The 13,770-nt window shown below is 58.5% G+C and carries 11 protein-coding genes; 5 read left to right on the forward strand and 6 right to left on the reverse strand.

The window, feature by feature from the left end; genetic code table 11:
• Nucleotides 1-41 precede the first annotated feature (41 nt).
• Together JIN78_RS00950 and larE are read right to left on the reverse strand one after the other, a co-directional pair.
• Nucleotides 42-2,948 (reverse strand): DEAD/DEAH box helicase, encoded by a 2,907-nt coding sequence (locus JIN78_RS00950; protein ID WP_200390048.1) that lies wholly within the window; start codon nucleotides 2,946-2,948, stop codon nucleotides 42-44.
• A gap of 490 nt (nucleotides 2,949-3,438) precedes the next feature.
• Nucleotides 3,439-4,248 carry an ATP-dependent sacrificial sulfur transferase LarE gene (gene larE / locus JIN78_RS00955; RefSeq protein ID WP_307832966.1) on the reverse strand — a complete coding sequence of 270 codons (810 nt, stop codon included), beginning with the start codon at nucleotides 4,246-4,248 and terminating at the stop codon, nucleotides 3,439-3,441.
• A gap of 111 nt (nucleotides 4,249-4,359) precedes the next feature.
• Here larE and JIN78_RS00960 point away from each other — a divergent pair, with 111 nt between their 5' ends.
• From JIN78_RS00960 to JIN78_RS17660, 3 genes are all read left to right on the forward strand, one after another.
• Nucleotides 4,360-5,895, forward strand: coding sequence for a hypothetical protein (locus JIN78_RS00960; protein ID WP_200390050.1), 1,536 nt, complete (start codon nucleotides 4,360-4,362; stop codon nucleotides 5,893-5,895).
• An 83-nt stretch (nucleotides 5,896-5,978) separates the two neighbouring features.
• The gene (locus tag JIN78_RS00965; RefSeq protein ID WP_200390051.1) at nucleotides 5,979-6,203 is read left to right on the forward strand and encodes a hypothetical protein; all 225 of its coding nucleotides are present in this window, start codon (nucleotides 5,979-5,981) and stop codon (nucleotides 6,201-6,203) included.
• 9 nt (nucleotides 6,204-6,212) lie between these two features.
• The gene (locus tag JIN78_RS17660; protein WP_200390052.1) at nucleotides 6,213-8,315 is read left to right on the forward strand and encodes a UvrD-helicase domain-containing protein; all 2,103 of its coding nucleotides are present in this window, start codon (nucleotides 6,213-6,215) and stop codon (nucleotides 8,313-8,315) included.
• Nucleotides 8,316-8,319: 4 nt separating this feature from the next.
• Here the strand turns inward: JIN78_RS17660 and rpiB are convergent, their stop codons facing one another.
• Together rpiB and JIN78_RS00980 are read right to left on the reverse strand one after the other, a co-directional pair.
• On the reverse strand, nucleotides 8,320-8,748 hold the full coding sequence (gene rpiB, locus JIN78_RS00975) for a ribose 5-phosphate isomerase B (protein WP_200390053.1): 429 nt from the start codon (nucleotides 8,746-8,748) through the stop codon (nucleotides 8,320-8,322).
• A 10-nt stretch (nucleotides 8,749-8,758) separates the two neighbouring features.
• Nucleotides 8,759-9,703 carry an alpha/beta hydrolase gene (locus tag JIN78_RS00980; RefSeq protein ID WP_200390054.1) on the reverse strand — a complete coding sequence of 315 codons (945 nt, stop codon included), beginning with the start codon at nucleotides 9,701-9,703 and terminating at the stop codon, nucleotides 8,759-8,761.
• 173 nt (nucleotides 9,704-9,876) lie between these two features.
• Here JIN78_RS00980 and JIN78_RS00985 point away from each other — a divergent pair, with 173 nt between their 5' ends.
• The gene (locus JIN78_RS00985; protein ID WP_200390159.1) at nucleotides 9,877-10,371 is read left to right on the forward strand and encodes a lactoylglutathione lyase family protein; all 495 of its coding nucleotides are present in this window, start codon (nucleotides 9,877-9,879) and stop codon (nucleotides 10,369-10,371) included.
• A gap of 60 nt (nucleotides 10,372-10,431) precedes the next feature.
• Here JIN78_RS00985 and serS read toward each other — a convergent pair whose 3' ends face one another.
• The gene (gene serS / locus JIN78_RS00990; RefSeq protein WP_200390055.1) at nucleotides 10,432-11,709 is read right to left on the reverse strand and encodes a serine--tRNA ligase; all 1,278 of its coding nucleotides are present in this window, start codon (nucleotides 11,707-11,709) and stop codon (nucleotides 10,432-10,434) included.
• 268 nt (nucleotides 11,710-11,977) lie between these two features.
• On the opposite strand from serS, the gene JIN78_RS00995 reads away from it, so the two are divergent.
• Nucleotides 11,978-12,685 (forward strand): DUF6498-containing protein, encoded by a 708-nt coding sequence (locus JIN78_RS00995; RefSeq protein WP_200390056.1) that lies wholly within the window; start codon nucleotides 11,978-11,980, stop codon nucleotides 12,683-12,685.
• Here the strand turns inward: JIN78_RS00995 and queG are convergent.
• Nucleotides 12,655-13,743, reverse strand: a complete 1,089-nt coding sequence (gene queG / locus JIN78_RS01000; protein ID WP_307832967.1) for a tRNA epoxyqueuosine(34) reductase QueG — start codon at nucleotides 13,741-13,743, stop codon at nucleotides 12,655-12,657. The two genes, JIN78_RS00995 and queG, sit on opposite strands and share 31 nt — an antisense overlap.
• Between the last annotated feature and the right edge of the window lie 27 nt (nucleotides 13,744-13,770).

Genomic DNA, 13,770 nt, shown 5'->3' on the forward strand with positions numbered 1-13,770 from the left:
GGGCAACTGTTTAGATTGCCCTTCTCCCAGGCAAAGTCTTCTTATCCTTGTGCGAGAGGGGAGAGAAGATGGGAGAGGGTCTCGCTATCGATTTGCAAGCGGGTGGTTTCCTTGGAGAGGAGGGATTTCACCAGTTTGGCTTTTTGCTTTTGCAGGTCGACAATGCGCTCTTCGATGGAGCCTTGGCAGATGAGCTTGTGGACGAAGACCGCTTTGTGCTGTCCGATGCGGTGAGCGCGGTCGGTGGCTTGATTTTCGGCTGCCGGGTTCCACCAGGGATCGTAGTGGATGACGGTGTCGGCGGCGGTGAGGTTGAGTCCGGTGCCACCGGCTTTGAGAGAAATCAAGAAAATGGGGATGTTTTCATTTTGAAAAGTGGCAACCAGTTCCGCCCGCTTTTTGCTCTGTCCGGTTAGCTTGAGAAAGGGGATTTTTTCTTTCTGCAGCTCTTTCTCGAGAAGGGTGAGGATGGAGGTGAACTGGGAAAAAAGGAGGATGCGTCGGCCTTCGGCAAAAAGTTCGGGGAGGAGGTCTTGGGTGAGGTAGGTCATCTTGCTCCCGGTGGCAATTTTCTGCGCCCCGGGAGTCTTGAGCAACCTGGGATGACAACAAATCTGACGCAATTTGAGAAGTGCATCGAGAATGATGATGTGGGATTTGGCCAGTCCTTTGGCGGCGAGTGCCTCGCGGACCCTTTTGTCCATGGAGGCGCGCACGGATTCGTAGAGATCGCGCTCCTTTTTCGAGAGTTCGATGTGATGAAGGATTTCGGTTTTTTCGGGAAGGTCGAGGGCGACCTCGTCTTTGGTGCGGCGAAGAATGAGGGGGGCGACCCGGCGATTGAGAGTCGCCTGCACCATGCTGTCGGATTCCTGCTCGATGGGTTTGCGAATGGTGCTTTGGAAGGTCTTACTATTGCCCAGATAGCCGGGCATGGCAAAGTTCATAAGCGACCAAAGTTCCCCGAGGTGGTTCTCCATCGGAGTGCCTGAGAGGCAGAAGCGGTGCTTGCTCTGCAGTTGACAAGCGACTTGGGCGGCGTGGGTTTTCGCATTTTTGATGGCCTGCGCTTCGTCGAGAATGACGGCATTCCATTGCTGCCCCAAAAAGATGGTCCGGTCGCGATGGAGGAGAGGATAAGAGGTGAGGACGAGATGAGCCTTGGGAATATCAGGAAATTTCTCTTTCCGCTCCTGACCTTGGAGCAGGAGGGTTTGCAAGCCTGGGGTAAAGCGTTTTGCTTCGGCCAGCCAATTGGTGATCACACTGGTCGGGGCGACGATGAGGGAGGGAGGAGTATCTGGGCCGGTGGGCAGACTGGCCAGGAAGGCGAGAGTCTGCACCGTTTTCCCCAAACCCATGTCGTCGGCGAGGATGCCATTGAGCTTGTTTTCGGCGAGAAAGCGGAGCCAACGGTAGCCTTCGAGCTGATAGGGACGGAGTTCCGCCTGGAGCATTTTTGGCGGTGCCTTTTTGGGCAGGGAAGTGATTCCGGCCAGTTTTTGACCAAAGGCAGCCAGATCTTTCATGATCTGATCGGCATTGAGGTTCAGCTCATGGGCCAGTGAGGCAGCGGCAATGCGGTCGATTGTGAGCGGCTGGTTGCCATCGACTTCACGGCCTATAAAGAGATGTGCGACCGATTGGCAGATATCGAGGAAGCGATCCCGGGGAAAGGCCAGATAGCCTTCTTCCTCCTCGGGGTGGGGGAGGGGCAAGGGATCGGGGAGAGCTTCCCGTCCCTCCTCCTCAAAGAGGTCGGTCTCGATGGCGTAAGCGATGTAGGGAATGAGCGAAAGGGGCTCTCCTTCCACGTCTGCGCTGAAGTCGAACTGAAACCAGTCGATCCCGTGGGCGGGATCCTCCTGCAAGGCTGGCGTGAAGTCTGAAATGGCCCGAACCTTCAAACCACATTCGGGAGCCACTTCTATCGTCCATCCCGCTTGCTCCAGTTCGGGGCGTTGGCGGGAGAGAAATTGCAGCCAATCCATCTTGGGGCTTAAGGAATCATCAGGCTCGTAGAAATAAGCCGAGCGATAAGTGGGGTCGAGATCGCTTTCTCTAATGGCGTTGGTGATGGCCTCCAGTCCGTAGGATGCGAGTTCTTTGAGACGCTTTTTTTCTTCTTTGCGATTTCGCGGGGTGGAGAAGTTCGTGTCGTCGGCGATCCAATCGAGGCTCAGGGATTGCCGAGAGGTCAAGGGCGTTTGGAGTGGACTGTGGTGGTAACGGAAGGTCGGGCTTGCGAGGATATTTTCGCTGCGGAACCAGCGATGGGGCTCGCCAAGGTGAATGTGCAGATGTGGTCGGGGGGAGGTGGCGGGAAGTTTTTCCTTTTTCAACTCGCGGGGAGTGGGAATTTCTTTCGCGTCCTGTCGGTTGGCCAATTGCCGGGAAAGGGCTTGGGCTTCGGTTGGCTGGAAGGCTGGTCCTGATTGCCAGGTTTCGAGAAAGGAGACCGAAAAGGGGGACTCGACCGGGTGAAGACTGAAGTCGGTGAAATTGAGTGCAAGGGGTGGTTGGCAGAAGAACAGGTGGTGATTCTCTGGAATTTCCAGAATGGGTTGGGAGAGCCCTTCCGCTGTCATGTGCCAGTTCGGTTTGACAGAGATTGGGGCACCGCTTGTGACCACTTCCCAATGTTTTTCGAGAGCATCTGGACGAATCAGAAGACGGTTGCGCTCCAAGGCCTGCAGGATGATCTCGGCCCACCCCTCCCCCTGGATGGCGGGCTTGGCATAAAGGCCACTTTCATTGATCAAAGCCAAGTATTGCAGAGAGGGAACCTTGTCTTCCTTGTCGAAATACTTGGGGATACGAGTGGGCGTGTAATGCGATTCGTTGTTTTTTGGCTTTATCTGACCCGTTTTGGTGAGAGTCGCGGGACGGAGCAGAAGGGACCAATAAGGCGAGTGAGCGTAGGGCTCGCACTCCAAACAATAGCTCAATATTGAGGTTTTCGGCCTGTTCTTGTTTCCGCCAGATGAGTCGTTCGGCCCGTCTGCGGACAAGCTTTCCAACCAAAGCAGGGACGCGGGCGAGAGCTCGTCCCCCGTTCCTTGCTGGCCTCTTTTCAGATGGTGGTCCAGTTCTTTCATTAAATATTGGAGTAAGGCCGCCGAATGCTTGCATGCGAGTCCTACGGGGCAGTTGCAGTCGGGATCGATTTTCAAGCGACTGTTCGAATATTTCAGATAAATCGAAGTGAAGTAGGTCTTTGTGCCCCTGACTTCAGCGACTAACAGATAGTTTGTCGGGGCCTTGAAGATCGGTAGTTCCAGGTTGGAGATGCGGCTCAGGTAGTCTTTTGAGCGGGTCAGGGTGATCGACGAGTATAGCCGCTCCCATCTGCTTTGAAGAATTGCAGAGGTGAGTTGTTCGTTCTTCGCTAGTTCAACAATGGGTGATGCTTCCTGCAAGGCTGGGGAGGTGGAGGATTCAAGAAGGAGAAGGCAATGATTGATTGAGGGAACCGGAGACGTAGCCGCCGAGGTCGAGGGTAATGTAGAGGAAGCCCAGGGGCTTGAGGGCCTCCACCAGCTCGGCGTGCTGGGCAATGGCCTTATTGAATTGATCAGCGGAGAGCTCCAGGCGGGCGATGGTGTCGTGGTGCCGCACGCGATGCCCGACAAAGCCGAGGGTCTTGAGGATGAGTTCCGCTTTTTCGACCTGGGAGAGTTTTTCGGGAGTCACGGTGGAGCCGTAGGGGATGCGGGAGGAAAGGCAGGCGTTGGCCGGTTTGTCCCAATTGCTCAGTCCCAGCTCCCTGGCGTAGGTGCGGATGGCCTCTTTGCCCAAGCCGCATTCCTGCAGGGGGGAGCGCACCCCATGCTCGCGGGCGGCGCGCAGGCCAGGGCGGTGGTCGCCGAGGTCATCGCAGTTGGTGCCATCGAGAATCCAGCGATAGCCTTCTTCGCCGGCATGGTCGATGAGGGTGTCGTAGACGTTGGTTTTGCAAAAATAGCAGCGGTCGGGGTTGTTGACCTGATAGCGCGGATCTTCAGTTTCGGTAGAGGAGAGCTCGATCAGCTGGCAGCCGATCTCTTGCGCCACCCGTCGCGCGTCAGCGAGGTCGTGTCCCGCCAAGGAGGGGGAGACGGCAATGGCGGCGGCGGCGTTTTCACCTAGATAATCGTGTGCCAGCTTGAGGACGAGGGTGGAATCAATCCCGCCCGAATAGGCGACGAGGACGCGATCGAGTCCTTTGATGAGCGACTTCAGGCGGGCACGTTGTTCGGGAGTGGGCACGGGCGAAGAATGGTCCCGAAGACGGGCTGGCTCCAAGTGGGAAATGAGTCCTTTTAGTGGAAAGTGCGGGCCAAAAGCGGGCATGCCGTTACCTTGGGGCAAGTGCGGATGATGAAAGATGGCTTTTGGCTGGCCCTCCTTTTCTGCGAAGGGGCCCTATTTGGGGAGGAGATCCGGGAGTATGAACCGGCGCGGCACGACCGCTTCGTCGACTTTCCCGCGGATCTAGCTGCCAACGAGGAATTCTTTTTGGCGGCAGAGGACTGGTCGGGCTTTGGTTGGAGTGTGGAAGATCCTCGTAAGCACTTCACCTTGATTTCGCCCCGGCACTTCGTGGGAGCGCAGCATTTCCGACCGTCCCCGGGGCAAGAAGTCCGCTTTGTCGGCCGTGATGGAGTCCCCCGAACCTTCACCATCGGGACCTTGGCGGCCATTCCGCATGATTCCGGGACGAGCCCTAGCGATCTGTTTGTAGGCGAACTCACCGAGGCTGTCGCTCCTCTGGACTCGATCTCGGTGGTGCCCATTCTCAATCTAGCCGGGGAAAGGGACTACGAGGGCCGCGAGCTGATTGTCAGCGGCAAGGATTCGCGGGCTGGAAAAGGGATCCTTGCCGAGATTGGGGACTTCAGTGATTTCTTTGGTGAGGGGGCGCTGGAGACGCGGGGATTTACTTTCCTCTATCGCGACAGCAACGGGGCTAGAGACGATGTCCGGTTGGTTTCAGGAGATTCGGGGGGACCGAGCGTGGTCGCGACCGAGGTTGGATTCGCCTTGGTGGGCACTCATTCGGCGATCGAAACCGTCACCGTGGGCAGTCATTCTCGTCAAACGAATTTCGACACCTTCGTGCCCCATTACCTGGAGGCGATAGACGCGGTGCTCGCCGGGCAGGGTTATGCGGCCAAGCGCGTTTATCCGGGGGCCCCGGCCCTCACCTGGCAGCTCACTCTGGAAGCGGAAATGGTTTTCACCGAACGCGAACTCCGGGTCAGCTGCGAGGTCCGCAACGATTCTGCCGTGGAGGCTCGCAATGTGCGGCTGGTTCTCACTCCGGGAAGGGGGGAAGGGGCGCACCTGGTTCAGGGGGAAGGCTGGTTTCTCGGTGAGGGTGGTGCGCGCCGGGCTCGCTTGCAGGCCGGGGAGAGCAGTGTGGTGACGGTGGCCTTCCTGACTGGAGGGCCGGATTCTTATCTCTTCGAGTTGGCCGCCAGTCTCCAGGCGGACGGTAGCGCGCCGAAGGACTCTCTTCACTCCGCCGAGGTGGTGCAGAGCTACGAGACTTGGAGGGCCGCGAATTTTCCCTTTGGCTTGCCGGGTCGGGGGGAGGATTCAGACGGTGACGGCTTGGTGAACGAGCTGGAATATCTGCTGGGCCGGCGGGGCAATGAGGCGGAAACGGACCCGGTGATTCGTCTCCGCCTCGGAGAAGAGCGGGTGGAGATGGCTTACTCGCGGCCGGTTTTTGCGGAATTTTTGGGTCAGCAAGTCGTGCTGCAGAAGTCGGTGGATTTGCAGACTTGGCAAGACCTGGACGTGGCTACTGGCGCAGTTGGGCAAAGGGACAAGGGCTTGGAGGAGATCGTGCTGAGTGAGGAGCTGGCCAGCCCGCAATTTTTCCGCCTCCAAGTCCGGGAGTGGGAGTGAGCGGTAAAAAAACTTCGTCACCACTCGAAAAGAGGGGCGATTCAGAGTTGGCGAGGGCGGGGGGCTGCGGTATGAGGAGCGCGATGAGAATACTTTCCCTGTCTGCTGCCGCTGCCGCCTTGTTTCTGAGCGCTTGTGATCGCCACGAGTGGGAATCGACCGATGGCAATATGGGCACCAAGGAGCTTTACGTTCACCACGGTGATGACCATGGTGGTCATGGCGAGCATGGAGACCACGGCAAAGGCCACGATGACCATGGCAAAGGCCACGACGATCACGGGCAGAAGGAAGAGGAATCCCACTAATTCCAACGCGTGGCCGCGGGATTTGATATTCGGCAGCTCAATACTGCCCAGCGAAGAGCTGTCGAGACGCTGGATGGACCCGTTTTGATCCTGGCGGGCGCTGGCACGGGCAAGACCCGCACGGTGACTTGCCGGATGGCCAATCTCCTCGATCAGGGGGTGCGGCCGGAGCAGATTTTGGCTGTCACCTTCACCAATAAAGCGGCCCGTGAGATGCAGGAGCGGGTGGCTGGAATGGTGAGTGCAAAAGCGGCGAACAAACTGACCGTTTGCACCTTTCACTCGCTCTGCGTGCGCTTGTTGCGTAGTGGAATCGAAAAGCTGGGATACAAGAAGAATTTTTCCATCTGCACCCCGGGGGATCAGCAGGCCCTCATCAAGCAATTCATCGTCAAACGGGGCGGACTCAAGGAAAAGATCAAGCCGGCGGAAGTGCTCTCCGCAGTCTCCAAGGCCAAAAATAGTCCGGTGGGATTTGATTCCATCGAGGATGAACTCATCAAAGCCATTGCCATTGACTATCAAAACGAATTGCGGGCCCGCAATTGCGTGGATTTCGATGATTTGCTTTTGCTGGGCGAACAACTTCTCCGGGAACATGGTGACGAGCGGGCCAAGTGGCAGGAGCATTACCGCTACGTCACGGTTGATGAATTTCAGGACACCAATGCCCTGCAGATGAATCTCCTGCGCAATCTGGTGGGGACTCCTTACAACGTCTGCGTTGTTGGCGACGATGACCAGAGCATCTACGGTTGGCGGGGGGCCGAGGTGGCTAACATTCTGCAATTCGAACGCTTTTTCCCCGATCCGGAGATCATTCTGCTGGAAGAAAACTACCGCAGCACCCAGGCCGTTCTCTCGGTGGCCAACAAGCTCATCAAGGGCAATGCCGGTCGCCGTGAGAAGGAGCTGAAGGCCACCATCCCGGGGGGTGACCTCATCCAGCTGGTCTCCTTTGCAGGCGAGGAAGAAGAGGCCGAGTGGGTGGCCGATGAAATGAAGCGGCTGCGCCGTCTCGGTAAAAAGGGCAAGGGAGGCAAGAAGGCCGAACCCAAAATGGATGCTGCCGTGCAGCGCATGTTGGGAGGGGGCTCGGGCTCCCTCATGGAGGCCACTGCCGAGGATCCCAACTGGCGGCCGTGGGAAGATTTTGCCGTTCTCTTTCGCACCAATACCCAGATTCGCAAAATGGAGCAGATCCTGCGCGAGAAGGATATTCCCTATCGCTTGGTGGGTGCGCAGAGCTTTTACGACCGGCGCGAGGTGCGCGATGTCCTCGCCTTTCTCCAAGTCATTGCCGATCCCCATGCCGATGTGCCCCTCTTGCGCATTCTCAATACCCCGCCCCGAGGCATTAGCAATTCGACCGCTCTGGTGGCCAATGACTGGAGCCGGGAACGGGGCACGAGCATCTGGACGGCGCTGCACGACGAGGATTTCCTCGCTCAGCTCGGCACTCGGGCTCGCAATGCCATCGCGGAGTTCGAGTCCCTCGTCGAGCTGGCCCACGTGCGCCTGATGGACGGTGAGACTCCACGCGAGGTGCTGGAGTCGGTGCTGGAAAGTTGCGATTATGTCGATTGGCTGATGCGCAACAGCAAGACTGACAAGGAGAAGGACCAGCGGCGGATGGGATTGGACAGCTTTTTTGAAAGCATGGACCGCGCTGCCGCCAAGGGCAAATCGGTGCAGACCTTTCTGGAAGAGACCCTGCTCGACCCGCAGAAGGACGACGAGCTTTCCGACAAAAAAGGGGTCACCCTCATCACCCTTCACGCCGCCAAAGGGTTGGAATATCCCGTGGTTTTCCTCGTGGGCTTGGAGGAAGGCATCTTGCCTCACAAGCGGTCACTGGAAGAACGCACTGTCGATGAGGAGCGCCGTTTGCTCTACGTCGGCATCACCCGTGCGCAAGAGCGTCTGGCGCTGACCTATTGTTCGTCCCGCGTGAAATGGGGAGAGGAGGTGCTCTGCGAGCCCAGCAGCTTCATCAGCGAACTGGATTTCGATTGGATTGAAGAGATCGATCACGCCGCCCTCATGCAGGAGGAGGCCAGCGAAGATGATGTCGCGGACTTCCTCGGCGGATTGCGTGCCAAGTTGCAGTGAGGCCTCAGCTCTCGATTTTTTCGATGCGCTGCTGATGACGGCCGCCCTCGAACACGCTGTCGAGCCAAAGATCCACGATTTCGCGGGCATCTTGCTCACTGACGACGCGCCCGCCCAGGGCGATGGCATTGGCGTTGTTGTGCTCCTTGGTCATGCGCGCGCTCCAGGCATTCCAGCAAAGGCCACAGCGGATGCCGGGAACTTTGTTGGCCACAATGGCTTCTCCATTCCCGCTGCCGCCGAAGACGATGGCCAGGTCTGCTTTTCCAGCCGGAACAGCCTCTGCCGCCGGTCGCACGAAATCCGGGTAATCAACCGACTGGTCAGAGTCGGTGCCAAAATCCAGCACCTCTATGCGGCGGGTTTGAAGGTGGGCCTTGACCACTTCTTTGAGGGCAAAGCCAGCATGATCGGAACCGAGGGCAATTGTCATTGGCGCCAGCTTAGCGGGCCCCGGCGCCAGCTGCCAGAAAGAAGGCCGTCAGGTCGGCATAGATTTCCTGGCCTTTGGCGAGGACGTCGCTATGTCCGGCTCCCGGGATGAGGCGGAGCGTCTTTTCCTTGCTGGCGAGATTGGCAAAGATCCGTTCGCTGTCCTGGGGAGGAATGAAGTGGTCGTCTGCCCCGTGGGCCAGGAAGCAGGGTTGCGTGATGGTGGTGGCACTCGACTGGGGCGAAATGGCGCTCAGGGTAAAGCGATGGCGCCGTTTCATCTGCCAGGAAACGAGAGGGAGCAATCCACCCAGCAGGGGGGACTGGCGGCGGGCCGCGCGCTGCAGCGTCTCGGGCAGATAGGCGAAGGTGGAAACTGCCGCGACTGCCTGAATGTGCTCAGTTTCGGCCGCAGCCAGCTGCAGGGCGATGGCGCCACCTTGGGAAAGGCCGAATACACTCACTGGTTGCGGCAGGTTTTCCTCGCGCAAAAGCTGTTGCAGCAAGGGAACCTCCCGCACCCCGAAGGTGGCCACCGGGCCGGGGTGGTCCCCATGGGCCGGCAGATCGGGGATGAGGCAGGTGAACCCTGCGGCACAGAAGCGTTCCGCAATGGCGAGATGGTTTTCTTTGCGGCCCCCGTGCCCGTGCAAGAGCAGAAGCGTGCCACTGTCCGCCGGGTAGCGGATCCCTCGAGTTTGCAGCTGTTCCTGTAGAATCCGGCCCTTTTCACCGCTGCCCGGCAGGCCCCGGCAGAGCAAATAGGGAGTACCATCCCGGGCCACCCGCGCAGTGAGGGAGAGGCCGTGGCGCGCCGGATCCCGCAGCATTTCCTGATGCCGGTCCTCTAGCTGAGCACGGGCGGGAGAAGTGAGTCGCAGGCCGGCCACTTGTATCATGACCCCGAGAGTAAGAAGGCCGACCAGGAAGAAAAATGCCAAAATACGCCGTTTCATTCCTCCAGATTGCTTCCCGAAAATGAAAAGACGGTGAAGGGGGAATGAAAAAGGGATGACCCGGTCAATTTGGACCCAGAGAGGAGTCGGGTGCGGAAACTTTCCGCGCGCGAGACTTTCTCTTGCTTCTTCCCGAAGCTCGCTATCTTAGCGGGAGCTAACAACTATTGATGATGAAGACTTTTCCACGCACATTTTCCCACATCGGCTTGTCGGTGCCCAATCTTGATGAAGCGGTGGCCTTTTATGAGAACGTCATGGGGTGGTATACCATCATGAAGCCGACTGAGGTGGTGGAGGAGGGGGAAAGCGCCATTGGTCAGATGTGTCTCGATGTTTTTGGCCGGGGTTGGGAATCCTTCCGCATCGCGCATCTCTCGACAGGAGATAAAATCGGCATCGAATTGTTTGAGTTTCGCAACAATGAAAAGCCCGACCGCTTCGATTACTGGCGCACGGGCACCTTTCACTTTTGCGTGCAAGACCCCGAAATTGAGAAACTGGTGGAAAAAATTGTCGCCCATGGAGGCAAGCAGCGCATGCCCATTCGAGAATACTATCCCGGAGAAAAGCCCTACCGGATGGTCTACGTCGAGGATCCCTTCGGCATCGTTTTTGAAATCTACACCCACAGCTACGAGCTGACCTACTCGCAAGGAGCCTACTGAACTCCCGCCAGGCAAAGGCCCAGCCACCCTCGTCGGGGTGGCTCGGGTGCGCTTCGCCCCTTAGCGGGCGATGACCTCTCCGCCAAAGTAAGGGCGCAGGGGTTCGGGCAAGGTGATGCTGCCGTCGGGATTCTGATACTGCTCCAGGAGGGCGACCATGAGGCGGGGTAGGGCGGTGCCGGAGCCGTTGAGGGTGTGGCAGAACTGGTTTTTTCCTTCTCCGTCCTTGTAGCGCAAGCGCATGCGGCGGGCCTGGTAGTCACCAAAGTTCGAGCAGCTGGAGACTTCCAGATACTTGCCCTGACCGGGGGCCCAAACCTCAAGGTCGTAGGTCTTGGCCGCCGAGAAACCGACATCGCCCGTGCACAGCTCAATGACGCGGTAGTGGAGACCGAGGCTCTGCAGGACGCTTTCAGCATGCCCGGTCAGTTCTTCCAAAATGGCCATCGACTGCTCGGGGTGGGCGATTTGCACTAGCTCGATTTTGTCAAACTGGTGCATGCGGATGATGCCCTTGTTATCGCGGCCAGCGGAACCCGCTTCGCGGCGGAAGCAGGGGGTGTGCGCGGTCATCTTGATGGGAAGATCGCTCTCCGCAAGCAGGGTTTCGCGATAGAGATTGGTCACCGGCACCTCGGCGGTGGGGGCGAGAAAAGTCTGCCCGTCGTTGAGGCCATACATATCGTCCTCGAACTTGGGCAACTGACCGGTGCCAAACATGCACTCGCGATTGATGAGGTGAGGCACATTGACCTCCTCATAGCCATTGGTTCCGGTCTGGAGGTCGAGCAGATATTGGATGAGGGCGCGCTGCAGCCGGGCTCCCGCGCCCCGATAGACGGCGTAGCCACTGCCTGCGATGCGCACCGCGTCCTCAAAGGAGATGAGGCCGAGGGCTTCCGCGAGTTGGACATGGTCCTTGGCCTCGGGGAGCTCTTTCTTTTCGCCCCACTCGCGGACCACGGGGTTGGCGCTCTCGTCTTCGCCCACCGGACAAGCCTCGTGGGGAAGATTGGGGATGGAAAGAAGCAGGGCGGTCTGCTGTTCGTCGGCCTCGTTGGATTGGGCTTCCAGAGCGGAGATTTTTTCCCCAATCACGCGGACTTGTTCTTTGATGCCCTCCGCTTCGTCCGTTTTTCCCTGACCCATGAGAGCTCCGATTTGCTTGGAAAGGGATTTGCGCTCGGATTGATAGGCCTGCTTCTCGGTTTCGGCCTTGCGACGGGTTTCGTCGAAAGCGAGGACTTGATCCACAAGGGTGTAGGCATCGCCGCCGCGAAGGCGAACACGGTCTTTCACTAGGTCGGGATTCTCGCGAAGAAGCTTGATGTCGAGCATGGCGGCGCGGTTTAAGCACGAAATGAAGCTGGGTTCACGAAATTGTTTCAGTGGGGACGGGGTTTTTGTGGTGATGTTTGGAAAGGAGGGGACAGGATTTTTTGGGGATGGGATTTTTGGCCAGAATGAACAGGATGGGACCGGATTTTTTTCGGGATGGGATTTTTGGACAGAATGAACCGAATGGAACAGAATTTCTTATTTTGAACTCTGGACTCCGAATTTTACACTCCACAGGGGATCCAGCGGGCTGTTAGCCTGCGGACCGATGAACGCAAGGGGGCTCAGGTATTTTCTGGCAGTGATGGCCGCAGTCGCTCCCCTGGCGGGCGTTCTTCTGTGGGGGTGGAGCGCGCGCGAAATCGTCCTGCTCTATTGGTGGGAGAATGTTCTCATCGGCTTCTGGCAATTGCTCAAGATGCTCACTGTGGGAGCTTGGCAAGCCCGCGAAGGCGGTTGTGCGGTTTGGCCCGCCACTCTTTTTGTGATGGCGTTTTTTGCGGTTCACTACGGAGGCTTTTGCGGAGGTCATGGCCTCTTTGTGCTAGAGCTGACCGGTCGGGGCGAGGGGGGGAGTGTGCTGTCGACCTTCCAACCCAATATGATGCTGGGGCCGCTGGTCTTCGTGCAACTATTCGCACTCGTTCTGCAAAACGCTTGGCTGGCCCTCCCGGCGGCCAGCTTTTGGTCGGTGGCCTCTCTTTTTGCCATGCGTGGACTGGCCTTCGTGCAGGATTTCGTGCTGACGGGGGAATTCAAGAAGGTGGAGGTCCAGAAGCTCATGATGGAGCCCTACAAAAACGTTATCGCCCTGCACGTCGCCATTATCTTCGGAGCAGGGCTCACCATGGCTTTCGAGGGAGCTTGGCCTCTGTTGGCCCTCATTGTTCTCGGCAAATTGGTGATGGATGTGGGCCAAATTCGCAAAGAAGGGTTGGCGCAGGATCATGAGCCGGGCGAGTCCTCGCGATCCTGAATCCGCGCGATGGCCCAGTCCGCGTGCTCGGCAATGAGAGGATCGGGGTCTTGGGCAGCCTGTCGCAAGGCCGGCAGGTCCTCCGCCGTGCCGGTATTGCCCAGAGCGACACAGACATTGCGGAGAAAGCGAGGGCGCTTGGAGCGCTTGATGGGGGATTTGCTGAAGAGGCTGCGAAACTCCGGGTCGCTGAGGGCGAGAAAATCCCGCAAGCGGTGTTGAAAGATGCTCTCGCGGGCATGGAGGCGGCTTTCCTGCGAAATTTGCGCAAATTTATTCCAAGGACAGATGGCCAGGCAGTCGTCGCAACCATAGATTCGATCCCCCAGCAGCGGACGCAGCTCCAGAGGGATGGGGCCTTTGTGCTCGATGGTGAGGTAGGAGATGCAGCGCCGCGCATCCATGGAGTGGGGCGAAGTGATGGCCCCGGTGGGACAAGCATTCATGCAGGCCGTGCACTTGCCGCAATAATCGCGGCCTTTTTCATCGACGGGCAGGGCCAGGGTGGTGAGGAGGTCGGCGAGGAAAAACCAAGTTCCCAGGCGACGATGAATCTGCACTGTCGACTTGCCATTCCAGCCCATGCCGGCCTCGTTGGCGAAGTCGCGCTCCAGCACGGGCCCGGTATCGGTGTAGTAGCGCTGGCGGCCGCCATGCTCTTCCATGAAGGCGTTCAGCTCCTTGAGCCGGGGCGTGATGAGGTCGTGGTAATCGCGGTTCCAGGAATAGCTGGCGATGCGGTAGTTGGCCGGGGGCTGGGGGCCGGTGTGATAGTTGAAGGCGAGAACGACCACCGACTGGCACTCGGGCAGGACGTGGCGGGGATCGCTGCGACGTTCGGGGTCGCGCTCCAGCCAGCCCATGTCGCCGTGCTTGCCCTCCGCGATCCAGTCCTGAAAAGCCTCCGCGTGCGGGGCCCGGATGGCGGGGGCTACGCGCAGCTCGGCAAAGCCCAAGGCGAGGGCTTTTTCGGTGAGGAGGGACTTGAGAACGGCGGGTTCGATAGCGGGGAGTCTACTTTCTTTGCTCCGCCTGTCGATGGCAGGTTGGAGAGGAATCCGATTTTCCGCCCCTGCTCCGAGTTC

Origin of the sequence: Roseibacillus ishigakijimensis (assembly GCF_016595415.1) — a bacterium.
Classification (GTDB): domain Bacteria; phylum Verrucomicrobiota; class Verrucomicrobiia; order Verrucomicrobiales; family Akkermansiaceae; genus Roseibacillus; species Roseibacillus ishigakijimensis.

What these genes read in the sequence shown, in the direction of transcription:
- rpiB (WP_200390053.1), bottom strand. Translation starts at nt 8,748, where the DNA reads ATGACAATTGCCCTCGGTTCCGATCATGCTGGCTTTGCCCTCAAAGAA.
- JIN78_RS00980 (WP_200390054.1), bottom strand. Translation starts at nt 9,703, where the DNA reads ATGAAACGGCGTATTTTGGCATTTTTCTTCCTGGTCGGCCTTCTTACT.
- serS (WP_200390055.1), bottom strand. Translation starts at nt 11,709, where the DNA reads ATGCTCGACATCAAGCTTCTTCGCGAGAATCCCGACCTAGTGAAAGAC.
- JIN78_RS00995 (WP_200390056.1), top strand. Translation starts at nt 11,978, where the DNA reads ATGAACGCAAGGGGGCTCAGGTATTTTCTGGCAGTGATGGCCGCAGTC.
- JIN78_RS00965 (WP_200390051.1), top strand. Translation starts at nt 5,979, where the DNA reads ATGAGAATACTTTCCCTGTCTGCTGCCGCTGCCGCCTTGTTTCTGAGC.
- JIN78_RS00985 (WP_200390159.1), top strand. Translation starts at nt 9,877, where the DNA reads ATGAAGACTTTTCCACGCACATTTTCCCACATCGGCTTGTCGGTGCCC.
- JIN78_RS00960 (WP_200390050.1), top strand. Translation starts at nt 4,360, where the DNA reads ATGAAAGATGGCTTTTGGCTGGCCCTCCTTTTCTGCGAAGGGGCCCTA.